The organism is Zhongshania antarctica (assembly GCF_014202945.1).
GTDB classification, from domain to species: domain Bacteria; phylum Pseudomonadota; class Gammaproteobacteria; order Pseudomonadales; family Spongiibacteraceae; genus Spongiibacter; species Spongiibacter antarcticus.
Map to the genome: position 1 here is coordinate 354,891 of NZ_JACHHW010000002.1, position 24,566 is coordinate 379,456.

The 24,566-nt window shown below is 51.5% G+C and carries 24 protein-coding genes; 15 read left to right on the forward strand and 9 right to left on the reverse strand.

The features are described from left to right. Positions 1 to 36: 36 nt before the first annotated feature. Positions 37 to 1,815 (reverse strand): type IV pilus assembly ATPase TfpB, encoded by a 1,779-nt coding sequence (gene tfpB, locus HNQ57_RS04510; protein ID WP_184461424.1) that lies wholly within the window; start codon positions 1,813 to 1,815, stop codon positions 37 to 39. Positions 1,816 to 2,015: 200 nt separating this feature from the next. On the opposite strand from tfpB, the gene HNQ57_RS04515 reads away from it, so the two are divergent. The 8 genes from HNQ57_RS04515 (at position 2,016) to HNQ57_RS04550 (ending at position 14,083) form a co-directional block, all read left to right on the forward strand. After that, positions 2,016 to 2,693 (forward strand): TIGR00153 family protein, encoded by a 678-nt coding sequence (locus tag HNQ57_RS04515; protein WP_040804040.1) that lies wholly within the window; start codon positions 2,016 to 2,018, stop codon positions 2,691 to 2,693. Positions 2,694 to 2,725: 32 nt separating this feature from the next. Beyond that, positions 2,726 to 3,991, forward strand: a complete 1,266-nt coding sequence (locus HNQ57_RS04520; protein ID WP_008252717.1) for an inorganic phosphate transporter — start codon at positions 2,726 to 2,728, stop codon at positions 3,989 to 3,991. A gap of 114 nt (positions 3,992 to 4,105) precedes the next feature. After that, on the forward strand, positions 4,106 to 5,251 hold the full coding sequence (gene argE / locus HNQ57_RS04525) for an acetylornithine deacetylase (protein WP_184461425.1): 1,146 nt from the start codon (positions 4,106 to 4,108) through the stop codon (positions 5,249 to 5,251). 282 nt (positions 5,252 to 5,533) lie between these two features. Next, complete coding sequence (locus HNQ57_RS04530; protein ID WP_184461426.1) at positions 5,534 to 7,810, forward strand: hypothetical protein; 2,277 nt, start codon at positions 5,534 to 5,536, stop codon at positions 7,808 to 7,810. 75 nt (positions 7,811 to 7,885) lie between these two features. Further along, the gene (locus tag HNQ57_RS04535; protein ID WP_184461427.1) at positions 7,886 to 8,956 is read left to right on the forward strand and encodes a hypothetical protein; all 1,071 of its coding nucleotides are present in this window, start codon (positions 7,886 to 7,888) and stop codon (positions 8,954 to 8,956) included. A 389-nt stretch (positions 8,957 to 9,345) separates the two neighbouring features. Beyond that, positions 9,346 to 11,607, forward strand: coding sequence for a hypothetical protein (locus HNQ57_RS04540; protein ID WP_184461428.1), 2,262 nt, complete (start codon positions 9,346 to 9,348; stop codon positions 11,605 to 11,607). Positions 11,608 to 12,015: 408 nt separating this feature from the next. Further along, positions 12,016 to 13,302 (forward strand): hypothetical protein, encoded by a 1,287-nt coding sequence (locus HNQ57_RS04545; protein ID WP_184461429.1) that lies wholly within the window; start codon positions 12,016 to 12,018, stop codon positions 13,300 to 13,302. A 166-nt stretch (positions 13,303 to 13,468) separates the two neighbouring features. Beyond that, entirely contained in the window at positions 13,469 to 14,083 is a 615-nt protein-coding gene (locus HNQ57_RS04550; RefSeq protein WP_184461430.1) for a histidine phosphatase family protein, read from the forward strand. On the opposite strand, the gene HNQ57_RS04555 is transcribed toward HNQ57_RS04550, so the two are convergent. From HNQ57_RS04555 to HNQ57_RS04565, 3 genes are read right to left on the reverse strand one after another with little or no spacing between them, the layout of a single operon-like run. Next, the gene (locus HNQ57_RS04555) at positions 14,073 to 14,342 is read right to left on the reverse strand and encodes a hypothetical protein (RefSeq protein ID WP_184461431.1); all 270 of its coding nucleotides are present in this window, start codon (positions 14,340 to 14,342) and stop codon (positions 14,073 to 14,075) included. The genes HNQ57_RS04550 and HNQ57_RS04555 overlap by 11 nt on opposite strands. Beyond that, positions 14,332 to 14,769, reverse strand: a complete 438-nt coding sequence (locus HNQ57_RS04560; protein ID WP_184461432.1) for a hypothetical protein — start codon at positions 14,767 to 14,769, stop codon at positions 14,332 to 14,334. Before HNQ57_RS04560 ends, HNQ57_RS04555 begins: the two co-directional genes overlap by 11 nt. Before the next feature lie 14 nt (positions 14,770 to 14,783). Continuing rightward, complete coding sequence (locus HNQ57_RS04565; protein WP_184461433.1) at positions 14,784 to 15,089, reverse strand: hypothetical protein; 306 nt, start codon at positions 15,087 to 15,089, stop codon at positions 14,784 to 14,786. Between the two features lie 172 nt (positions 15,090 to 15,261). On the opposite strand from HNQ57_RS04565, the gene HNQ57_RS04570 reads away from it, so the two are divergent. The 3 genes from HNQ57_RS04570 (at position 15,262) to HNQ57_RS04580 (ending at position 16,315) form a co-directional block, all read left to right on the forward strand. After that, positions 15,262 to 15,438, forward strand: coding sequence for a DUF1328 domain-containing protein (locus HNQ57_RS04570; protein ID WP_184461434.1), 177 nt, complete (start codon positions 15,262 to 15,264; stop codon positions 15,436 to 15,438). Between the two features lie 54 nt (positions 15,439 to 15,492). Next, entirely contained in the window at positions 15,493 to 15,693 is a 201-nt protein-coding gene (locus HNQ57_RS04575) for a CsbD family protein (protein WP_184461435.1), read from the forward strand. Positions 15,694 to 15,757: 64 nt separating this feature from the next. After that, positions 15,758 to 16,315, forward strand: coding sequence for a BON domain-containing protein (locus HNQ57_RS04580; protein ID WP_184461436.1), 558 nt, complete (start codon positions 15,758 to 15,760; stop codon positions 16,313 to 16,315). A 97-nt stretch (positions 16,316 to 16,412) separates the two neighbouring features. On the opposite strand, the gene rpmG is transcribed toward HNQ57_RS04580, so the two are convergent. The 3 genes from rpmG to radC all read right to left on the reverse strand — a co-directional run bounded on the left by rpmG (position 16,413) and on the right by radC (position 17,699). Then, a complete protein-coding gene (gene rpmG / locus HNQ57_RS04585) occupies positions 16,413 to 16,583 on the reverse strand; it encodes a 50S ribosomal protein L33 (RefSeq protein ID WP_008252729.1) in 171 nt (56 codons plus the stop codon). A gap of 11 nt (positions 16,584 to 16,594) precedes the next feature. Next, the gene (rpmB, locus tag HNQ57_RS04590) at positions 16,595 to 16,831 is read right to left on the reverse strand and encodes a 50S ribosomal protein L28 (protein WP_008252730.1); all 237 of its coding nucleotides are present in this window, start codon (positions 16,829 to 16,831) and stop codon (positions 16,595 to 16,597) included. A gap of 193 nt (positions 16,832 to 17,024) precedes the next feature. Next, entirely contained in the window at positions 17,025 to 17,699 is a 675-nt protein-coding gene (radC, locus tag HNQ57_RS04595) for a RadC family protein (protein ID WP_184461437.1), read from the reverse strand. A gap of 98 nt (positions 17,700 to 17,797) precedes the next feature. Here radC and coaBC point away from each other — a divergent pair, with 98 nt between their 5' ends. The 4 genes from coaBC to slmA all read left to right on the forward strand — a co-directional run bounded on the left by coaBC (position 17,798) and on the right by slmA (position 23,064). After that, a complete protein-coding gene (gene coaBC / locus HNQ57_RS04600) occupies positions 17,798 to 19,003 on the forward strand; it encodes a bifunctional phosphopantothenoylcysteine decarboxylase/phosphopantothenate--cysteine ligase CoaBC (protein WP_184461438.1) in 1,206 nt (401 codons plus the stop codon). Between the two features lie 62 nt (positions 19,004 to 19,065). Then, positions 19,066 to 21,498, forward strand: a complete 2,433-nt coding sequence (locus tag HNQ57_RS04605; protein ID WP_184461439.1) for a phosphomannomutase/phosphoglucomutase — start codon at positions 19,066 to 19,068, stop codon at positions 21,496 to 21,498. A 38-nt stretch (positions 21,499 to 21,536) separates the two neighbouring features. Further along, entirely contained in the window at positions 21,537 to 22,448 is a 912-nt protein-coding gene (gene argB, locus HNQ57_RS04610) for an acetylglutamate kinase (protein WP_062384509.1), read from the forward strand. A gap of 31 nt (positions 22,449 to 22,479) precedes the next feature. After that, complete coding sequence (gene slmA, locus HNQ57_RS04615; RefSeq protein WP_184461440.1) at positions 22,480 to 23,064, forward strand: nucleoid occlusion factor SlmA; 585 nt, start codon at positions 22,480 to 22,482, stop codon at positions 23,062 to 23,064. Positions 23,065 to 23,090: 26 nt separating this feature from the next. Here slmA and HNQ57_RS04620 read toward each other — a convergent pair whose 3' ends face one another. Both HNQ57_RS04620 and pyrE read right to left on the reverse strand, forming a co-directional pair. Then, positions 23,091 to 23,741, reverse strand: coding sequence for a hypothetical protein (locus HNQ57_RS04620; protein WP_184461441.1), 651 nt, complete (start codon positions 23,739 to 23,741; stop codon positions 23,091 to 23,093). A 52-nt stretch (positions 23,742 to 23,793) separates the two neighbouring features. Further along, positions 23,794 to 24,447 carry an orotate phosphoribosyltransferase gene (gene pyrE / locus HNQ57_RS04625; RefSeq protein WP_221301570.1) on the reverse strand — a complete coding sequence of 218 codons (654 nt, stop codon included), beginning with the start codon at positions 24,445 to 24,447 and terminating at the stop codon, positions 23,794 to 23,796. Positions 24,448 to 24,566 lie beyond the last annotated feature (119 nt).

Sequence of the window (24,566 nt, forward strand, 5' to 3'; positions counted from 1 at the left end):
TAGCCTTCTCTCTTTAATTGGTTTTGCAGCGGCGGCTTACTGAGTTTGCACTGGCGGCGCGACCCTCAGCACCTCGGCAACAGTGGTCTCGCCTCTGGCAACCTTTTGAGCACCGCTGAGACGCAGGGTGCGCATACCATTTTTCATGGCCAGGCGGCGCAGATTATCCAGCTCGATATCGTCGCCAATCGCACTTTGAATAGAACCCTCCATCGGCAAAATTTCGTAAATACCTTGGCGGCCATGGAAACCGGTATTCCGACATTCCAAACAACCCGGCGCATGGAATACCTGCTTGGGCGGCGCAACCTTCCACGGCGTGGTTAAGGTTGTCCACTCGGTTTCATTCAGCGTAGTGGCCTCTTTGCAATGGGGGCACAAGGTCCGCACCAAGCGCTGGGCCATCACCCCAAGTACGGTGGCGCGAATCAGGTACGCAGGCACACCCAGCTCCAGTAAGCGAGTCACTGCCGACGGCGCGTCGTTGGTGTGTAGCGTCGAGATCACCAAGTGACCAGTAAGCGCAGCCTGAATCGCCATTTCGGCGGTTTCTAAATCACGAATCTCGCCGATCATGATGATGTCCGGGTCTTGACGCAGCAACGCCCGCACCCCGCCGGCAAAATCAAGATTGATATTGTGCTGCACCTGCATTTGGTTAAAGGCGTCTTCAACCATTTCAATGGGGTCTTCAATGGTGCAGACATTCACTTCAGAGGTCGCAATTTGCTTGAGGCTAGAATACAGGGTGGTGGTTTTGCCCGAGCCAGTGGGGCCGGTGACCAAGACAATGCCGTGAGCGGAGCGAATCATGCCGTCCCAGCGCTGGCGATCCTCGCCGCGCAGACCGAGCTCGTCAAAGCTGCGCAGCAATACTTCCGGGTCAAAGATCCGCATTACCATTTTTTCGCCAAAGGCGGTAGGCAGGGTCGACAGCCGCAATTCGATTTCGGCGCCGCCAGGATTCTTGGTTTTGAGGCGGCCATCTTGGGGGCGGCGTTTCTCGGCCACGTCCATACGGCCAAGTATTTTTAGGCGGCTTACTACTGCGGTTAGCACCGTGGCGGGGAGTTCGTACACATTGTAGAGCACACCGTCGATACGAAAACGGACATTGCCCTGCTCGCGGCGCGGCTCGATATGAATATCACTGGCGCGCTGATCGTAGGCGTATTGCAGCAGCCAATCGACAATATTCACCACGTGACCGTCGTTGGCATCGAGGTCTTTTAAGTTGCTGATTTCCAGTAATTGTTCAAGGTTGTTGCTGGCGTTGCCGCGCCGACTATTGTCGCCGCTGGCGCCCCGCACCGACTTGGCGAGGCTGTAAAACTCAACGGTGAAGCGGTCTATAGCCTCGGGGTCGGCAAGTACCCGCCGAATAGGGCGCCGCAACACCTGCTGTAAATCGCTTTCCCATGCTGTGACAAAGGGCTCACCACCAGCGACCACCACTTCTTTCGGATTAACGGCCACCGCCAAGATCCGGTGACGCTGGGCAAAGGCAAAGGACATCACCTCGGTCACCGCCGGCACGTCGATTTTCAAGGGGTCTATGCGCATGGCTTCTTGACCGCAGTGGCCCGCCAGCCACTCCAGCAGCGTATCCATGTTCAGCGTCCGACCGTGCCGCGACAAATCAGCCAGTTGCTCGCTAACGATATAATTGAGTACATGCTGAATTTTGTCGCCATTGCGCGGCGGGCTAATACGCAAGCGCTTAGCGCTACTCGCATCAATAATGCCGTCGGCTACCAATTGGCGCAGTAACGCGCCAGTTTCCAACGGCCCTGTTTTTGTGATCTGGCTTTGCATCCCCGCGCTAACCCCTTGTTATAGTTGGGTGACTCTGATGTTTGACAAAATTTCCGCTTGCGCAGAGCCACTCTTGCATTATGGCAAGTCCCAAGCAAATTACACCCCTGTAACAGCGTCGTGTTAAAAACTGGTTACCCATGGCCTAGGTCAGTATAATCCGCCCACTAATACGACTGACGATACGCAGGAGTCGCACCGTGCCATTAAATTCACTGGGCAGTCTGTTCGGAAAATCCCCTTTCGAACCGATACAGGAACACATGAAGCAGGCACAAGCCTGTGCCGCCGCACTCAAACCCTTTATCGATGCTGTACTAGCTGACGATTGGGAGCGAGCCGAAAAAGCTCAACAAATTATCGTCGATCTTGAAAACGAAGCCGACAAACTCAAAAAGCAGGTACGCCTGCAACTCCCGAACAATCTATTCCTCCCGGTGCCCCGCGCCGATCTTCTCGACCTGGTCAGTATGCAAGATCGCATCGCCAACTGCAGCAAGGATATTGCCGGGCTTATGTTAGGCCGCAAAATGCAGATTCCTGCGCCGCTAGCGACAGCCCTGAGCGAGTATGTTGAATTAGCAATTGCCACCTCAGCCCAGGCCATGAAAGCCATTGAAGAGCTGGATGAGTTGCTCGAAACCGGTTTCAGAGGCCGCGAAGTTAGTCTCGTCGAAACCATGATAGAGGAGCTAGATCGCCTAGAGCACTCCGCCGACAAATTACAAATCGATATCCGCGGGGCGCTCTATGTAATTGAAAAAGACCTGCCCCCGGTTGACGTAATGTTTATGTACCAAACCATTACGCTGATTGGCGAATTGTCTGATAAATCACAAAAAGTAGGCTCGCGTCTGCAAATTGTTATTGCTCGCTGAAAAGCCGGCACAAGCTTACATAAGGAATTCACATGTCAATTATTGCTGAACACGGGCAGTTATTGCTTATCTTAGCCTGCCTTTTTGGCTTTTTTATGGCCTGGGGCGTTGGTGCTAATGATGTTGCCAATGCCATGGGTACCTCGGTGGGCGCTAAGGCGCTAACCATTAAGCAAGCGATTCTCATCGCCATGGTTTTTGAGTTCTGCGGCGCCTACCTGGCTGGCGGCGAAGTAACAGAAACCATTCGCAAAGGTATTATTGACCCCGCCTTTGTCGCCGACAGCCCTGATCTTCTGGTTTTCGGCATGCTGTCATCACTATTGGCGGCCGGTGTGTGGTTATTTATTGCCAGCATGATGGGCTGGCCCGTTTCCACTACGCACTCCATTGTTGGTGCACTGGTCGGTTTTGCCGCCGTGGGTATCGACAGTGATGCCGTGGAGTGGGGCAAAGTTGGCCAGATCGTCGCCAGCTGGGTGGTGTCGCCGGTTATGGCCGGGACCATCTCTTTTGGTATATTCCTCAGCGCTCAGCGCCTGATTCTAAATACTCAAAACCCCTTCGAAGCCGCCAAGAAATACATCCCCTACTACCTCTTCCTCGTCGGCTTTATGATTGCCATGGTCACCATGACCAAAGGCCTTAAACACATCGGTTTAGGCTTAAACTTTCAGGAGTGTCTCGGCTATTCCACCATAGTGGGTATTATTGTCGCCGGTATTGGGCAGATGTTTTTACGTCGTATTAAAGATGTACCGTCTGGCGATGGCCGCTTTCGCTTTGCCAATGTCGAGCGCATGTTTGCGGTACTGATGGTATTTACCGCCTGCGCCATGGCCTTTGCCCACGGTTCTAACGATGTAGCCAATGCCATTGGCCCGGTTGCCGCAGTAGTCAGCGTGATTCAATCCGGCGGCGAGATCGGCGCTAAGTCGGCCTTACCCAGCTGGATTTTGCTGGTCGGTGCTGGCGGTATCGTGTTTGGTTTGGCCACCTACGGCTTCAAAGTTATTGCGACCATCGGTACAAAAATCACTGAACTGACCCCCAGCCGCGGCTTTGCGGCCGAGTTAGGCGCGGCGTCGACGGTGGTTGTCGCCTCTGCGACCGGCTTACCCATCTCCACTACACACACCCTTGTGGGCGCTGTACTAGGGGTGGGCTTAGCACGGGGCATTGCCGCGCTAAACCTGAGTGTTATCCGCAACATTTTCATGTCGTGGATCATCACCCTGCCTGCTGGCGCCGGTTTAGCCATCGTGTTTTTCTTCATCTTCAAGGCTATTTTCCTCTAGAAAAACCGGCCTTCAGGGCAAACAATATCTGCGTAAACCGCTGCTATTGTTTGCCCGACTCGCTACAATATCGTCTCCATCGCCATGCGGCGACAGCGACATATGGCGAACTCTATGAACACAAAAAACGTTCTGTCTATGCTGACAGAGCTGGTCAAACTCCCCTCGGTTAGTTCTACTCTGCCCAGTCGCGATATGGGCAATATCAAAGTAATTGAGCAACTGGCCAACTGGCTAGAGCCACTCGGCTTCGCCATTCGCATACTACCCATTGCCGGAAGCCCCAATAAAGCCAACCTAGTTGCCACCCTCGGCAGCGGCAGTGGCGGCTTAGTGCTGGCCGGCCACACCGACACCGTGCCCTGTGACGATACCCTATGGCACAGCGACCCCTTTGCGCTCACCGAGCGCGATGGTCGTTTATATGGGCTAGGCAGCACCGATATGAAAGGCTTCTTTGCTATCGCAATAGAGGCATTAAAGCCCTTCTTAGAAAAACCCCTGAGCGCACCGCTGATTATTCTTGCCACCGCCGACGAAGAAAGCAGTATGGACGGCGCTCGCTCGCTGGTGCACGCCGATGTATCTGGCGCCCGTTATGCGGTGGTGGGCGAACCCACCGGCCTAAAGCCGATGCGTGCCCATAAAGGCATTGTGATGAAGGGCATCACCATTACCGGCCGCTCGGGGCACTCATCTAACCCCTTACTTGGCAATAACGCCATGGACGCCATGCACGAGGTGATGAGCGGCCTTATGCAATTGCGCCAAGAACTGGCGCTAAAATACCAACACCCCGGTTTTAGCGTGCCCACCCCCACTTTGAATTTTGGCTGTATTCACGGCGGCGACAACCCCAATCGCATCTGTGGTCAGTGTGAGCTGCATTTTGATATTCGCACCACCCCCGGCATGGACAATGGTGAACTGGACAGCCTAATTCAAAAAGTGCTCACTCCAGTAGCCGAGCGCCGCGCAATTAATATCGGCTTGCGCGCATTAATGCCGGGCTTAGCAGCCTATGAAGAGCCGGAAAACTCCGACATAGTGACGCTGGTAGAACACCTCACCGGACAGCCTGCCGGCACCGTTGGTTTCGCCACAGAAGCCCCGTTTTTTCAGCAGCTTGGTCTACAAACTATTGTGATGGGGCCAGGCTCAATTGATCAGGCCCACCAGCCCGATGAGTATATGGCGCTGGATCAAATTCAGCCGACTGTTGATGTGCTGCAAGCAATGATTAAACGCTATTGCCAATAGATCGACCGCGAACTAATTACTCAAAAAACTTGATATGCGTCACATTAAACGCTAAAACGTATCTGCGTTAACGTGTTTTATCGCGTGAATAAAAATGTGTTTTCTTTTGATTTCTCATTGCTGTTCCACTTGATCACACCGCAACTCAAAAAAACAATATATACCTAATCGGATTACTGCTAGCACATTGGAGTGCGAGCAAATAGGGCAGAAGCCCTCTGTTTAATATGGATATTAACGGCGCAGTAATACTGCCGATATAGGCAAACAAGGAGATGTTATATGCGTCAAATTCCCAGGTTCCACAAACTCGTCCTTCCTTTAGCTATCAGCGCGGCCTTAGTCGCCTGTGGTAGCGATAATAAAGGCAGCTCAGCAGCACCGACAACGGTTGCGGGCGCGAGCTCAAAAGGCATCATCATTGGCGGTACCGTCAATGCTTACCCAATCACCAACACTGGTACAGTAGACAAAGACATTAGCTTAGCCGAACCGACTACTACGGCGGAAGACGGCAGCTACAGCCTTACACTTAACAGTAATTACGTGCCTGGCACAGCCATTTACGTGGAGATTACTGCCGGTGATGGCACCTTAATGCGCTGCGACCTTGCCAAATGTGGCGAGCAAAATTTTGGCGACGACTATACCTTGGCATCAGGTTTTGCGATGTCGGCAACACTGCCCCAAGCCAGCGGCAGCAGCGTCGCAGTTAACATCACACCTCTTACCGATATTGCGTCTAAGCTTACTTTAGAAAAAGTAAAGGATGGTGCAAACCCATCTGCTGCTGCTGCGGGTTCTAATGCGCAAGTCGCCAGCCGACTGGGTATCACTGGCGGCCTGATTGACCAGCCTATTGTCGACATCACCAGCGCCGACGCCGTCAATGGAGCGAGCCAAGCTGCCCTAGAATACAACTTAAAATCTGCCGCCGCTGTTTCAGCCGCGCTCAAAGCCAGTACTACCCCAAGCCTAGAAGATGCCGTAGCAAACTTTGTAACACAGTTTAGCATTGGCGGTATTGCCGATAGAGAAGAGGCAAATACCGACGCGGTAAGCCTAGAAGAATTACTCGAAGAGGCCCTCGCTCTAATTGAAACCGTCAAGACGAATGTTGACGGTGTCGATGAAAGCGTTAGCAGCTCTAGCACTAGCCTAACAACTGCGAAATCCACCGCGCAAAGTAGTAGCAACACCAGTCCAAGCCAGGGAGATGTTCCAGAAGATGCTGGCAGCGAAGGTCTTGTAGCCAGTAAAGCCTTTGTAAAGCAGGTTCGCAACTTGGCAAGCGCCGGTGTTGTTTCCGCCAACCAAGAGGCCTTTGCCGAGCAAATAGATCTGGCCAGCGAAGCCGTCTCAACCGACAGTGACATTGTTGCAGAGGGTCTTGGGCTCGGCCTTAATGCCATTGCCAGCGCTTACGTGCTTTACCAAGATGCGCCAGACGAAGACAAACCAAACGCTGTAGAAATTAACGGCATCACCGTAGCCATCTCCGAATCGGCCGGCACGGTAACACTATCCGTAGACGATACCGTAGTCTTAAACGAAACAGACGTCGCAATTAAATTAAGTGCCGCTGATGGCACTGTCATCGATGAAGAGGTTCTAGAAGACAATACCGTCGATGGCACCAGAACCGTTTCGGAGACGGGGTCCGCTACGGCAGCATTAACAGTTTCCGGGTCTGCAGCCAGCACTGCTGTTTCCATCACGATAAACGAAGGCAGCTTTAGCGGCGCCTTAAGCTACGATAGCCAGTGGACCGAGACCGAGACCTCATCAGAGACCGGCGGCGGCTACAGCGACACTTGGGACGATGAATTTACCGTCACCAATATCGACGCCAAGCTAAACATCACCCTTGCACAGCTTAATAGTGACAATAATGTCGGCTTCACCGGCAATATGGCGCTTAAACTCGGAGAACTAAAGGGGACTGAAGAAGGCAGCTACACTAATAGCTACAGTTACATTGATTGGACGGAAAATTCTAACGAAGAGCAATACACTGAAACCGTTACGTTTGATGGCTTTGAAATAAGCTTATCTGGCGAGTTTAGTGATGAGCTCGGCAATGCCATTAGTGCGAGCCTAGCGGCCAATATCGATAACTTCAGTGAAACCTGTAATCAGGAGTCGAGCTATAGCTACGAAACTAACTATAATTATAGCTACGAATGCGATCTCAATGAAACTGAGACCGATTACGCGATGGCCAGCCTGAGCATTGTCTTCAACTTGAACCTCGACGGTGTCGATGACGACGTCAAAGTCGAGTTTAATGCCAGTCGCACCGGACTAGAAACCGGTGAGGGCTCATTAAAACTGAACTACGGTGGCAAGCAGCTTAACTTGGCCTACGAGGGCGGTAATACAGCCACCCTTAGCAACCACAACGGCGTGACCATGACGCTAACAGAGACCGAAGTCGATGAGGAAACCAGCCTGTCTGGTGACATCAAACACGGCGGCTCTGCTTTTGCTACGATCAGCGACGAAAGCGGCGCAGTTGTGATTCGCTATAACGATGGCAGCTTCGAAACAGTAATGTAAGCTACACCGTTGCAATATCAGGGAGGCTTCTGCCTCCCTTTTTTATTTTATTTATACAGATTTCGGAATTTTATTATGCGCGCCGTCATCGCTATTATCTTTAGTATCTTTTCAATAACGAGTTTTGCCACCACGCCAGAAACTGAATACTATTCCCACCTCGAAAGTAGCAGCTACAGCCAAGCAGCACCGATAGAACAGATGATTCACGATCTTGATGGGGCACCACTGAAATCGGGGAAATTTGCTTTTACGCACAATCAGTTTGAAATTGGCGTACGCAAAAATGATTTTGAATTCAGTTATTTTTATCGCTACGACTATTATTTAAAATTTAACAAAGACACTGGGCAGCTGGCCTATTTACAACGCAACGATTTGCCCCTGCCGCAAAACACCCATTACAACGTTTATCTGCGCCCCAATCACCTTCGTGCCTGGGGTTTAAGCGCCGCCTATTTTTATGACATCAGCCCTCAGCTATCCTTGAAAACACGGCTGAACTACTTGCGCGCGACTCACACCACCGATGGCTATTTAAAAGGCCAATTAAACACCCTCAATGACGGCTACCAAGCGCAGCTCTATCTCAATTACGGTTATAGCCGCGACACCTTACTCGACCGCCCCGAAGAAGACAGTGACGGTCACGGCACATCCCTTGATGTTGACCTTCACTGGCAAGTGAACAAGCAGTTCAATATTGATTTTAGTGGCCGAGATGTACTGTCATTTATTCAATATCGCGACCTCACCTATACCACGGCCACCGCCAATACCGACAATATATCCTTTGACCAAAACGGCACAATCGATGCCAAACCCACCGTCAGCGGTGTAGAGCGCTACCGCGATCAAACCCAACGACTCGCCTCCCGCTACTCACTGCTTGGCCGCTATCAACTCGATAGTAAACACGCACTCACTAGCGAGTTATTTGCCTATGATCGCCACGTTTTTCCCCGCCTCGGCTACCAGAGACAGTGGCGAGAAAAACAATGGCAACTCAGTTACGACTTACGCAGCAATGCCTGGGGAGTCGCTATTAGCGGGCAATATTTCACGCTGGGCCTACGCACAGACGCTACAGACTGGGAAGAAGCTAAAACACTTGAATTTAATGTGGGTGTAAATCGTCGCTTTTAATTTCTAATGGCAATGCTCAGCACGGTAGCTTTAAGCTGACAAATAAGAACTCAACGCCAAAAATAAAATATGCAGGACTACGATTTTAGTAAAAAATGCTTAACCGATATCGCGGTTAACATAATGCGTTATAAGCACTAAGATTTCTGGCAAATCCCGAAATAAGCGCCTACAACTTAGATGCGTTAACGTGTTTTATCCCCTGCGAATAACATAACGTATTGTGTTATTGCTTCTGATTGCACCGCAACCCTGAGAAATCGATAAGTACCTAATCCGGCTACTGCAGGTGCACAGGAAGTGGCTACACTGGGCAACTGCCCTCTCCGTTTACTATGGATGTAAATCACGCAGCAGCCTCGCAGTATAGGCCGACTGGGAGATTAATCATGCGTCATATTCATAGCTTTCATAAATTACTTCTACCGCTAGCAATAAGCGCCGCTCTCGTCGCTTGTGGTGGCGGAAGCAAAAAAAGTAGCTCGGCAGCGCCGACCACGTCAATTGGTGGGCAAAGTTCAAAAGGGATTGTGATTGGCGGTATTGTGAATGCCTACCCCATTACCAGCACGGGCACTGTAAACAAGAGCACCAGTCTTGCTAATCCTGCCACCACCGCTGATGACGGCAGTTATAGCCTGTCGCTCAATAGTAATTACGTGCCTGGCACCGCGATCTACGTAGAAATTACCGCCACCAATGGCACGCTAATGCGCTGTGACCTCGCCAAATGCGGCGATAAGGATTTTGGTGACACCTATACCCTAGCATCTAGTTTCGCGATGTCTGCGACACTGCCCTCTGCGACCGGAAGCAGTGTAGCGGTTAATATCACCCCGATTACCGACATTGCTTCAAAACTCACTCTACAAAAAGTGGCTTCTGGCGCAAATCCATCTGCCGCTGCAGCTGGCTCGAACGCGCAAGTCGCCAGTCGGCTTGGCTTAACGGGCAGCCTTATAGATCAGGCCATAATCGACATCACCAACGCAGACTCCGTTAACTCGGCTAGCCAAGCCGCGCTGGAATACAATTTAAAATCTGCGGCGGCGGTTGCCGCAGCACTAAAAGGCAACACGACGCTAAGTCTTGAAGACGCAATGAGCAACTTTGTAAATCAATTCAGTAGCGGCGGTATAGCGGACAAGGAGGACAGTAATTCTGACGCGGTCACCTTAGAAGAACTTCTTGAGGAAGCGCTTGCCCTGCTTGATAAAGTAAAGGCTGTGCCTGGTGTGGAAGATAGCAATGCCGTCAGTAGCTCTGGTACAAGTCTGACCGCAGCCGAAGCTGATGCGCAAAACAATGGCAGTTCCACCGCTAGCCAAGGCGATGTGCCTGATGATGTTGGCAGCGAAGGACTGCTTGCCAGTAAAGCCTTTGTTAAACAGCTTCGCAATCTCGCCAGCGCTGGCGTGGTGTCCGTCAATCAGAAGGCTTTTGCCGAACAAATTGATCTCGCCGGCACGTCAGTTTCTGCCGATAGCGACATTGTGGCCGAGGCGCTTGGTCTGGGCTTAAATGCCATCGCGACAGCCTACCAGCAATATCAAGACGCCCCAGATGAAAGTAAACCCAGCTCGATCGATGTAAACGGCATTACCGTCGCAACCTTCAAATCTGGTGGCACCCTTGGCCTCTCAATAGAGCAATCCGTTACCCTATTCGAGACCAATGTGACTATTGATCTAAACGCAGATGATGGCACCACCATCGTTGAAAGTTCGAGCGACTCGAGCTCCGGCAATGAAAACACATTCACGGATACCGGCTCTGCAACTGCAGCCTTAAACGTGTCGGGTTCGGCAGCCAGCTCGGACGTTTCTATTACGATTACCGACGGAAGTTTTACTGGAACCTTAAGCTATGACGAACAAAGTACTGAGACCCAAGAGACGACGAGTTACAGTGAAACGTGGAACGCCGAAGTGACCGTCGCGAGTATAGATGCCAGGCTAAGTATCACACTGGCCCAACTTACTGCCGACAATAACGTCAGCTTTACCGGTAGCATGGCACTTAAACTCGGCGAGCTCCTAGCGACAGAAGACGGTAGCTACAGCGTAGGATTCAGCAGCGAAACGTTCACCGAACAAGAGCAATATACTGAAACCCTCGGCTTCGACGGCTTTGAGATTAGCTTAGCCGGTGAATTTAGCGATACCGCCGGTAATGCTGTAAGCGCTAGCCTTGCCGCGAGCATAGATAATTTCAATGCAAGTTGTGGTGAAGAATCAGCCTATACCGAGCTAAATGGCTATAGTTATAGCTATGACTGCCAGCTTGACGAAACTGCGAGCAATTACGCCATCGGCAGCCTTACCATGATCTTTGAATTAGATCTAACGGGCGTCGAGGACGATGTAAATATCGAGTTCAACGCGAATCGCAGTGGAATAGAAACAGGCGTCGGCACGCTAAATCTGCGCTATGGTGGCAAACAACTTAACTTGATATATCAAGGTGCTAATACGGCAACGTTAAGTAATCACAACGGCGTAACCATGACCCTCACCGAAACAGAGACCGATGGTGAGGTCATACTTTCCGGCGATATAAAACAAGACGAGACTAGCTTTGCTACCATCAGCGATAGCAGCGGCGCAGTGCTTGTTCGCTATAGCGACGGTAGCTTTGAGACCGTGATGTAATATTTGCGGTCTGCCGTAAAAGGGAGGCTTCGACCTCCCTTTTTTAATTTCTACTGCCTCCTTTTAAGGCGCACATTTCAACATTTATTTATCCCTAGACCGACTCGACTGAGAATACACTAAAAAATGGCGCTCAGGATCAGAGTACCCATGCAATCGTAATTCTTAGGTATCCATTTTCTTGCTTTGCGCATAAAAGCTGGCTATACCATATTAGGTCAGCGCTGCACTACTCTGCCTATTACGCGACGAACACAAGGCATTACCGCTATTTGCAGCGCCGGCAAAATATGTTCCATTATTTCAAAAACACGGGGTGCCACTGCGTATTCATTCTCGATCAATTCTTATTACTTTCAATATCTTAAATTTTTTTGGCCAGCCATTAAAATGACAAGGAGATGTTTCATGACTGTTAAATCACTTATTCCTAAGCTTATTATTCCCAGCGCCCTCGGTCTACTAATGGTTGGTTGCGGCGGCGACAGTAAAGGCGGCAGTAGCGCCCCTGCACCAACCACCAAATCCGGTGTTTTTCTCGATGCTGAAGTCGGTGGCTTATTCTATTCCGCCTCGCCCTCGGGGCTCAGCGGCACAACAAATTCTGCGGGTGAATTTAGCTACCGCGACAATGACACGCTTAGCTTTAGCCTTGGCGGCATTACCGTTGGCACCACCGCAGGCCAAGCGATTGTCACTCCTCGGACGATTGCCGCGAGCATCACATCATTGCCCAGCGGTATTAGTGCCGCTGACATTGCCCTCAATATTGCTATTTTGCTGCAAAGCTTTGATGACGACGGCAACCCCGACAATGGCATAACGATCTCGGCGGCCACCGCCACCGCAGCAGCGAATACCACCATCAATTTTCGCGTATTACCCGCCGACTTTGTTAATGACCCGTCCCTAACACAATTAGCAAGCGATACCAGCAAAACCATTGTTAGCCCAGAAGCCGCAGCGGAGCACACTGGCGGCGCAATTCGTAAAAAAATTGCGAGTAGCTGGAACATCGTTGACGCTGGTGGTGTTAACGATCAAGGTGCAATAATCACCTTTTTTAGTAATGGCCATTACGTACTGGGTATCGATCATAACGACCCCAATTGTCTAGATGGGCTGGAATGGGGCTCCTATAAAATCAATGCGGAAACCGGCAAATTCAGCACCGAAACCGTGTTTGTTGACACCACCGGCCCCCAGGGCGACTGCGGCTTTTATGAGCAGGGTGCGGGCTTAACCGCCGACATCGGCCTGAATAGCGACACCACTATTGCGCTTACCAATATTGGTGGCGAAGCCAACGATAACGTAAACCTAAGCTTGATTCCCGTCGGCACTGGCATCGCTGGTAGCTGGTTGCTAGACGAACCAGAGTCAGACGGCCCAATCGTTGTTAACTTCTTTAGCAACGGCAATTACTTTATGACCCACGTAAAAGACGGAAGCGGCGGTGAACGTGGCCTAGAGCGCGGTACATGGGCCGTTGATGCAAATACCAAGGTGTTGACCATAAGCCAAACGTTGGACACCAATGGCGACGCGGGGCTTTCCGATCTTGGCGGTAGCCCAACCTTAGAACTAACCGACACCGGCCGCTTAAAGCTAACGGTCACTGCCGAGGAAATAGCACTATTTGACCGCCTACCCTTACAAGACCTAAGCAAGAACCCCGCTACGCCCCTACGGTAGCGCACCTTATCAACCACACCCCTTGGGCGCCGCACAGCTATGGCGCCCAAGACTTCATTAAAACGAATTTTTCAAGCAGCGGTAATCTGGCAATTTTACGCCTCTATTCACCACAGTTGCTGGTAAACTGCTGGCCTCAGCGTTTAATGCAATATAGGTGTTAAAAATGACTGCCGATACTACTGGCCGATTGTGCTTTGTTCGTCACGGCCAAACCTTTGCGAACATTGACAAGGTCTGGCATGGCCAAACCGACACCGAGCTAACCGCAGAAGGTTATGAACAAACACGGCGATTAGGCGCCTACTTCCCGCAGTACTTGCGCGCCGATGTTATTTACACCAGCCCACTGCAGCGGGCACGTATCACCGCCGAGGCAATTGCCTCGACGTTTGAACTGACGGTGATCCACGACCCACGCCTGATGGAATTCGATCTTGGTGACTGGGAGGGTAAACGTTTTTCTGACCTCGTCACCGAAGGCGATGTCTTAGAACAAATTGTCCACAACCCCGACTTCACTGCGCCCAATGGCGAGTCGCAAAATATTGTTAAACAACGAATCGTCGCGGCCGTGGACGAAATAGCCGCCAAGCACCCCAATGACAATGTCATTATTGTGGCCCACGGCGTCACCATTAGCATTGCCCTCGCCCATTATCTTCATGGCGACACCACACTGTGGCCCAAGTACGGCAAGCACAACACCGCCTTTACCGAAATTTGCCTGCGTACCAAGCAATTGCTCAGTTTTAACAAAATTGATCACCTCAACGAATAACCGCCCACAAGGCTCGGTGCAGCTGTCGACCTAGCAGTGCGGTGAGTAAGTGCCGACATCGGCCGCCACAACTCAAATCCGTATACAAGCCAACACCTAGACCGACGCCAAAGGCGAACCCAAGACTCTCAGGCTTTGCCAGCTGGGCCGAAAGATGACGACGATACCCGTGGTATTGACCACGGAGTTCCTGCCTGTAAAGCGCCTGCCGGGCGCGCTCTCGGCCAATCGCTTGCGCTAAACGCCTTTCAGCTCCCATGGTCCACCTCACGTTTCCCTGCAGCCAGCGTATTTGCTTGCGGTCTCGCGAACAAACCCTGTAAACGACCACACAGGCTACGCCAGCACCACCATGCCAGTACCAAATTACTCAATGCTACTAGCAGCATAACAAGTGCTGGCTGGGCGCCCATTTGCACCGCAAACTCAAACCCCGCAAAGAGGACGCTACACCATGTCGCAATGAGCAGCACGAGTATCGCAACCCATAGTAGTAACATTTTGAATAACGATAAAAGACAGCGCTGACCGTGCAACTGCGCTAAAGCCAGAGATGAATTTAGGTATTCGCCACACGCCGCCGTTAACTGCGCGAGGCTCTCACCACCAGATTCAATATTGTCTTCGGCTGATTCGCCACGGCGAAACTCGTCAGCGACACCGGGCGCAATCCAGTCATCCTTCATTGTATTACTCCACACTATTTGCGAAATATATACGCTAGGATAGTGCCCATTAAAAAAGCTAAGCCAATGCTTTTTATTGGATTTTCTCTGGTGTAATCACCCACTGCTGCAGTGGCCTCTTTAGACCGACTGCGCGCCGATTTTGCTAGTTTATCTGCATGGCCGCGCAATTCTTCGGCGAGCTCCAGCAAACGCTCTTCGCTCATTCCCGCAATCGTTGCGGCGCGATCAACAGCCTCATGGACACGCTCGGCTGCGCCATCTGTTCTTTCATGGCGACTATTTGCTGACGATGTATTAGATGCAGTTGAGTTACTCATATGCATTCTCCTATATGATTAATCGCAGTAATTTTGTTGACATCGACAAATTTAGAAAGTTTTTTATTAATGCCTTAAAAAAATAATTTTGAACTAAGCGAAAGATGAGAGTCTGAATTACTGCACGCAGCAAAATCTTTATGAACAATATTGAAATATACACGGAGCTATTATGCTGGGATGGTCACTGATTTTCTTTATCGTTGCCCTCATCTCAGCCGCGCTAGGTTTCGGCGGCATAGCTGGCGCGGCAACTGGCATTGCAAAAATATTATTTTTTGTTTTCGTGGTTTTATTTGTTATCTCAATGCTTATGCAGGCACTGCGGGGAAGACCGCCCCGTCTTTAACCATATTTCGTTTCATTGAATGAAATATGTTTTTATTAATACGAGGAGTAAATTATGAATCAGGATATCGCAGAAGGTAAATGGAAGCAGTTGAAAGCTCAGATCAAAGAAAAATGGGCCGACTTAACTGACGACGAAATCGAGCAAGCGCAGGCCAATAACGATCACTTTATTGGCGTTATTCAGGAACGCTACGGCATCGCAAAAGACGAGGCCGAAAAGAAATTCAATGAGTTAAAAAAGAAAATCTCTTAACTACTAAATTAGTTTTAACTCAGTATTAATTGAATTTTTATTGCGAAATTTTAAGGAGAAAAATATGACTATTAAAAAGACATTAGCAAGCGCCATTGTTCTTTCTACTATTAGTATTACTCCCGTACTCGCCAACGACTGGCAGGGTAAAACTAATGATGCATGGTTGGATGGAAAAATAGAAACTGCACTCATGCTCAACAGCGAACTTAACAACTTTGAAATAGACACCAAAGTTAACAAGTCTACCGCCTTGCTGACGGGCACAGTAACAAGCGAGATAGAAAAAGATTTGGCTGGGCAAATTGCCAAGAATGTTGACGGCGTGAACTCAGTAGACAACAAGCTCGAGGTAAATCCAAACCACAAAAGCAAAGTGGCACAAACAGGTCAAAATTTTAGTCGTACCTGGCACGACCTAAGCACGACTGCGGGCATTAATATTAAGTATGCAGCCAATGACGATATTGAAGCCACCGCGATTGATGTCGACACCAAAAATGGCAAAGTGAAGCTTACAGGTACCGTCAAAAATGAAGCCGCCCACGATCTCGCCATCGAGATCGCCAAAGGCTTTGATCACGTAACGGATGTCGAAAACAATCTTCAGGTCGTCAACTAATCGGCACCTAGCTGACAATAATATGCCAGCAATAAAAAAACCGCGCCTAGCGCGGTTTTTTTATGAATACTGTAAATCAAAGCAGCTCAATAACGAGTTACTTGATTTTAGCTTCTTTGTACATCACGTGCTTACGTACTACTGGATCGTATTTTGAGAACTCAAATTTATCCGGAGTATTACGCTTGTTCTTAGTGGTCGTGTAGAAGTGACCAGTACCCGCGCTGGAAACCAGACGGATTTTGTCGCTTGCGCCTTTCTTAGCCATGAGCAGACTCCTTAGAATTTTTCGCCACGGGCGCTAAGGTCAGCTAAAACGACCTCGATACCCTTTTTGTCAATAATACGCATGCCTTTGCTAGAAACGCGCAAAGTAACAAAACGCTTCTCTGCTTCAACCCAAAAACGGTGGCTGTGCAGGTTCGGCAAAAAACGACGACGGGTGCGGTTTTTTGCGTGTGATACATTGTTTCCGGTTACCGGACGCTTGCCAGTAACTTGACATACTCTAGACATGATAGTCGCCTCTTCAACCTTTATCCGCATGCGCGGTGCAAAAGGTTTATAAAATCAGGTTCAAACCGGGCCGCCGCGCGTTTACCTATACTCGGGAGTCCTAAGATGATGTGAATCCCGGACACGGCCCAAATGGAGCGCGACTTTATACCAGAAGGGGCGTAGGCAAGCAAGTTTTACTGCAAAATTTTACTCAGAGCAAGCCTCGCTCCGCCAAGGAAATCACCTCTGGGCCCGCCACTACACAGTGGTCCAACAAGCGGATATCCAGCAATGCCAAGGCCTCGCGAATTCTTTTGGTGATCCGCACATCGGCGTCGCTGGGTTCGGCCACCCCCGACGGGTGATTGTGGGCCACAATCAAGGCTGCGGCATGCAACTCCAATGCCCGACGGGCAATTTCTCGGGGATACACCGCCGCGCCGTCAATTGTCCCATAAAACAGTGGCTCGTATACGAGAAGGCCATGCTGGTTGTCTAAATACATCACCGCAAACACCTCGCGCACTTCCTGCCGCAACTGAGCCAACAGAAATTGGCGGGTGGCAGCCGCACTCGCAAACACCGGCCGCTGGCGTAAATCCTCTGCCAAATACCGACGGGACATCTCTACTACGGCCTGCAACTGCACATACTTGGCGTCACCGAGCCCGTGGGAACGGCAAAAACGCTCTTGACTGGCGGCCATCAGCGCACACAAGCCGCCGTGCTCAGCCAATAGCTCTCTGGCCAAATCGACAGCGGACTTACCCTTAACCCCAGTGCGCAAAAATATGGCCAGCAACTCGGCGTCAGCCAAGGCCGCTGCGCCACGCTGTAACAGTTTTTCTCGCGGCCGCTCATCTATCGGCCAATCCGTAATCGCCATATCACCCTCCCTGGTGAACATACGATTCATAGCACTGGTAGTCGCCAGCGCCGATAAGCTTCATAATACCGCCAAACTCAGCGATGACGAATGGCAAAATGAAACAACTGAGCAACCGACATATTCTATTGGGCGTTACGGGGGGCATAGCGGCCTATAAAAGCGCCGAGCTCATCCGTCGCCTCAAAGACCACGGCGCCGACGTGCGTGTGGTGATGACGGCCGCCGCCATGGAGTTTATTACCCCACTCACGCTGCAGGCGCTGTCGGGCAACCCAGTGCACACCACCTTACTCGACCCCGCCGCAGAAGCCGGTATGGGCCACATTGAGTTAGCACGCTGGGCAGACGTGATTTTGATCGCCCCGGCCAGTGCCGACTTTATGGCGAGATTGGCCACCGGTCGCGGCGACGACTTACTCACCACCCTGTGCTTGGCCACGCCCGCGATCATCGCGCTTGCGCCTGCAATGAATCAAGGCATGTGGCGCGACCCCGCCACCCAAGCCAATGTCGCCACACTGCAAGCGCGGAACATCCACCTTTTTGGCCCCGCCGCTGGCGAGCAGGCCTGCGGTGATATCGGCCCTGGTCGGATGTTAGAAGCCCAGGATTTAGCTGAACGCTGCGCAGGGCTCTTTAATAGCCGCCTGCTGGACGGCGTCCACCTTACGATTACCGCCGGACCCACCCGCGAAGCAATTGACCCTGTGCGCTATATTAGCAACCACAGCTCCGGCAAGATGGGCTACGCACTGGCCAGCGCCGCCGCCGACGCGGGCGCCCGCGTAAGCCTCATTAGCGGCCCCACCAACTTACCCTGCCCAGACCGAGTTCAGCGTATCGATGTGGTTAGCGCCACCGATATGCATAACGCTGCCTTAGCGGTAATGGGGCAGTGCCAGGTATTTATTGCCTGCGCCGCAGTGGCCGATTACCGGCCCGTCAATTGCGCCGACCAGAAAATAAAAAAAGACAACGAGAGTATGCGTATCGACTTGGTTCGCAACCCAGACATTGTCGCCGCCGTAGCAAATCATGCGCAGCGTCCATTTACGGTCGGCTTTGCCGCGGAGACCCAGGACTTACTGCACTACGCTCGGGACAAGCTGCAGCGTAAAAACCTTGATATGATCGTGGCCAATGACGTGGCCAATACCAGTATTGGCTTCAATGCCAACGACAATGCCGTGACCGTAGTAACACCCGGCGGGGAGCAAAGCATTGCCCAAATGGGCAAAAATCAATTGGCGGTGCAATTGATCGCGCTGATCGCCCAAGAGTTTCATTGCTCACAAAGCTAGACAGCTTGCTCAGGGCCTTCCATTATAAGTATTAAATCTATCAGGACGACACTAAAGCTGCGATGAGTAAAAAAGCCTCCACAACGATCCCAGAAAAACAAAAAAAAGCGTCGCGCTTTTCCATACTCCAACGCGATATTGTCATTTCAGCAGTCCTTAGCATCTGCGGTATTGTGGCCGCTTTTTATTGGATTCAGAATATTGAAGAACCCCGCGCCCTGACTCAGCGCATGAATACCGTCACGGCGAACAGCGCCGACCACCAGCGAGTCATCATCCGCGAAGCCATTGCCCAGCTCAGTGCCAGACTCAAGCAACAGGCCGACAATCCCGAACTGAGCAAAATCCTTCGCACCAGCGATCTCGCGGCGCGAAGCGTCTTTGAACAAAGCTTAGAGCGCGCTTTCCCAGAAGCAATCGACGCCAAGGTTATTATTATTGGCCCCCAGGGCATCGCAGATGAGCGCAGCGAGACCGCGAGACTGCGCAATAATATTGAAATAGATATGTTGCGTAAAAGCCTCGGCGAGGGCGGTATTGTCATTGAAGCTTATAGCCACAAAAACGCTTGGTTTATTTCCTTCGTTACGAAGGTCGACAAGCACGGCGCCCTCGTTATAACGTTCAGCGCCCAGTATTTTGAACAAATGCTAAAAAGCTTAGCTGGCAACGCCGTTACCAATGAGCTAATTCAAACCTATAAAACTCGCCGCGATACGGTTATTCGTCCCGCAAACACCGATTACGCCGAGGCGATGCAAAGCCGAGTTTTATCGGTACCGGGCTGGACCTTGCAGGTTTATCCGCAACCCCAAACGGTGCAGAACTTGCGCTCTGACGGCACCTTACTGTGGTTGGTCTGCATGTTTTGCGTAGCCACAATCGCCGCCAGCCACGCCATCTTCTTTGTTCGCGGCTTCGGCATTGCACGCCCAGCGAGTGCACCACCGAAAAAGGCGGTTCTCGACAAAGCAGAGACAGACATCCTCGACTTAGAGCAAGCCCTAGCGAAAAAATTGGCCGCCAATCGCAGTCGCACGCCCAGCCACCGCGATAACTTTCCCGCCCCAGATAGCTCGCCGCCCCTGCCGGAATTGCAGCAAGGCGCCCGCACACGCCGCGGCCCCTTAGCCATTAACTGCTTTCGCGCCTACGATATTCGCGGCGTCGCCGACACCGAGTTAAACAACGAGACCTGCGAAGCCATCGGCCGCGCGGTCGCCAGCGAGGCACTCAGTCGCGGCCAGAGCAAGCTCTTGCTCGGGCGTGACGGCCGTCTCAGTAGTCCGCGCATCCACGAGGCCTTAGTAAAGGGCGTACTCGGTAGCGGCGTAGACGTGATCGATCTCGGTCTTCTCGCCACACCGATGCTCCACTACGCCTGCCAGTATTTTAATATTGGCAACGCCATTATGATCACCGGCAGCCATAACCCCGGCCATTACAACGGCATGAAGATTAGCCTGGAATTCCAAAGTTTAAGTGGGCAAGACATCCAAAACCTGCGCAAACGCATAGAAGATCAAGACTTTGAGCAGGGCCAGGGCAGCTTAACCAACGACAGCATTGAACAGCGCTATATCGACCGGATCTGCGGCGACGTTGTCATTGCACAAACCCTCAAAGTCGTTATTGATGCCGGCAACGGTGCCACCGCCCATGTCGCACCCGCACTATTTGAAGAATTAGGCTGCGAGGTCATTCCACTGTTTTGTGAGACCGACGGCAACTTCCCCAACCATGCGCCCGATCCAACCATTTTTGAAAATCTCGCCGCGCTGCGCACCGCCGTCGCTGACAATCACGCCGACATTGGTATCGCTTTTGACGGCGATGGTGATCGCGTTGCCGTCGTAACGGCGAGAGGAAAATGCCCCAAGGCCGACCAGCTAATGATGGTCTTGGCCCAAGACATGGTGGTGCGCAATCCGGGCGCCGAAATTTTGTTCGACATCAAATGTTCGCGACTACTGCCCGAGTTAATCATTGAACACGGCGGTCGCCCCACTATGTGGAAGTGCGGTCACTCGTATATGAAGCGCAAAATGGCCGAGACCGGCGCGCTGTTGGGTGGTGAGTTTTCTGGCCATATCTTTTTCAAAGAACGCTGGTATGGCTTCGACGACGGCATGTATACCGCCGCTCGGCTACTCGAAATACTAACCCTATCTGGGCGCACCATGGACGATGCCCTGAGTAACCAAGGCGCCCTGCTCAGCAGTCCAGAAATCATCATTCCGGTAGACGAGGACCGCAAGTTTGCGATCGTCGAAACCTTTGCTGAGAATCAGGATTTTGCCGAAGCCACCCTCTCTGAGATAGACGGACTGCGCGTTGACTTCCGTCACGGCTGGGGGCTGATACGGGCGTCCAATACCGGACCGGCGATTACCCTGCGTTTTGAGGCCGATAGTGAGGCCGCGCTGAGTCGAATTCAGAATGATTTCAAGGATTTGCTAGCAAGGATTGATCCCAAGCTGGCAGATAGTCTTTAATAGGCGTTTTTTCGCCACCGACCACAAGAGATTTCAGCATGTCGATGAGTCGCACCGCCGCCGGGGATGTTGCCCGCGTACTGACCGAAGCACTTCCCTATATTCAGCGCTTCACCAATAAAACCATTGTGGTCAAATTTGGTGGCAATGCCATGGTCGATGACAAACTCAAAGAGCAGTTTGCCCGTGACATCGTGCTAATGAAGCTGGTTGGCATGAACCCCATTGTAGTGCACGGTGGCGGCCCACAGATTGGCGATCTGCTAAAGCGCCTCGCCATTGAGTCGCACTTTGTTGACGGTATGCGCGTCACTGACACCGCCACGATGGACGTGGTCGAGATGGTCTTAGGCGGCTCAGTGAACAAAGAAATTGTGTCGCTACTCAACCGCAACGGCGGCAAAGCCATTGGCCTAACCGGCAAAGACGGTCAGTTGATTCGCGCCAAAAAGCTCAAAGTGACTCAGCGCACCCCAGACTTGGCCAAAACCGAAATCATTGATATCGGCCATGTAGGCGAAGTTGAAAAGATCAACACCGAAGTCTTAGACATGTTGGTCAACAGCGACTTTATTCCGGTAATTGCGCCTATTGGCGTCGGTGCCGACGGCGCGTCTTACAATATCAACGCCGATTTAGTGGCGGGCAAAGTTGCAGAAGTCCTTAAGGCTGAAAAACTGATGCTGCTCACCAATATCGAAGGCTTGCTGGACAAATCAGGCAAGGTATTAACTGGACTGAGCACCGAACAGGTCGACGCCTTAATTGCCGACGGCACCATCTACGGTGGCATGTTGCCAAAGATCGGCTGCGCACTTTCTGCAGTCAATGCAGGCGTAGTAAGCGCCCACATTATTGACGGTCGCGTACCCCACGCAGTGCTTCTCGAAATCTTTACCGATACCGGCGTTGGCACGCTGATTACCAATACTCAAAGCGAATTAGATTAAACTCAGCGCTGGATAAGGTCATCTACACCCTATGAATAAACGTCCTTCACGACGCGAAGAAATTCTTCAAGCACTCGCCAAAATGCTCGAATCCCAGCCCGGCACCCGCATCACTACCGCTAAATTAGCGGCAGAGGTGGGGGTATCTGAGGCCGCCCTCTATCGGCATTTTCCGAGTAAAGCCAAGATGTTTGAGGGCTTAATTGAATTTGTAGAAGACACAATATTCAGTCGCGTCAGCCTAATTCTTGGCGAAGAGCCACAAGCCCTAGGCCAAATTGCCAAAGTACTGCAGCTGCTACTGACGTTTACTGAGCGCAATCCCGGTATCACCCGCATTTTCAATGGCGATGCCTTGGCGGGGGAAAATGAACGCCTGCGCGGCAGAGTCGTGCAGTTTTACGACCGCTTAGAGACCCAGCTTAAACAAATTTTACGCGAGGCAGAGATACGTGAGGGCCTGCGCACTCAAATCACTGCCAACAGCACGGCCAACATCCTCATTGCTGCCGCCGAGGGCCGCATTAGCCAATTTGTACGCAGTGATTTTAAGCGCCTCCCCACCGAAAACTGGGAAGAGCAGTGGCAGCTACTGAGTGATACGATTTTCCGCTAAGCGGCAACACCTATTAGAAAAGCGCCTTACTTTTGCGGTTTGGAGTAATAATTCCGTCTAACGTCCACCTGCCCCTGCAGGTCTGCGAAGCGACTCTTATCCCGCTCGTAATTATTGGCGACCTGCTCAAGCTCTTCTTGACGGGCGCCAATATGTTGCTCGGTAGTGGTAAGTTCTCGGCGCAGCGACGCCAGAGTGTTAGTAAGCTCAGTCGGCACCGCTAAACCGCGGCGCTCCAATTCTGCGGCCTCAGCCTGGTTGCTATATACCTGCTGCTTAATAATGGAGAGATTGCTTTTTAAAATCGAGATTCGCACTTTTATATCGTTAAGCGCGCGCTTTTTAGCAACCTCAATGTCGTGAATATTGCTATAGCGCAGCAGCAGCGACTCATCCCATTTACGGGTTTTGGCGTCAGCGGCGGCTCGCGCTTCTTCAATACCAAGCTCCAATGCGCGGGCTTTGCGCTCAGCTTCACTCAATTGGGGAGCGATGGTTTTTACCACACTGCCGTCAAGGCGAATAATATCGTAGCCACGGGGCACTGCGTCCGGCGGCACGCTGTCATCAATCACCACCGTGCCATCGGGACCGGGATAGCGATAGTAAATACTCTGGGCATGAACCGTTGATAGCTCAATCCAGCACAGCGCTAATAGCAGTAAACCACGAGCCATAATCACTGTAATCCCATCCTCATTCGCGTTACAAAGTCACTTAATACGCTATTTATATAACAACGCCATAGCGTTCTCGATACGCATTGATACGTGCTATCAAATTCTCGTCGCCCGCCGACTGCGTCAAATAAGCCACAATATCGTGTAATCCCACAATGCTCACCACCGCCAAATTGGCGTCCTGCTCCAGCTCCTGAATCGCCGAACGCTCACCCTGGCCGCGCTCTTGGCGGTCGAGACCAATCGCGACACCGGCCACCTCGGCACCCTCGGCTACGATCATCGCAATGGCTTCTCGGATTGCGGTGCCGGCTGTAATCACGTCGTCAATAATCAATACGCGCCCAACAAGCGCGGCGCCAACAAGGCTCCCACCTTCGCCATGGTCTTTCTTTTCTTTGCGGTTATAAGCGTACGGTACATCTAGCTGATGGTGCTCTGCCAGCGCACAAGCGGTTGCCGCCGCCAGTGGAATCCCCTTGTAGGCCGGACCAAACAACACATCGAACTGAATGCCCGACGCCACAATAGCATCGGCGTAACAGCGACCCAGTGCCGCCAAAGCCCCGCCGCTGCTAAAGCGACCGGCATTAAAAAAATAAGGGCTAACACGACCAGATTTAAGGGTGTATTCACCAAAACAAAGGGCTTCGCTGGCAATGGCTTGCTGAATAAATCGTTGTTGATAGGGTTTAATGCTCATCTATGTTTCCAATAGCTAATACGTCAAATAAGTAGCCGCCCATTTTACCCAGCTACAGGGAAAACCTCACCTATGACACGAAATGCGGGCAAAAGTCCGTAAAAATACTGAACATCGGC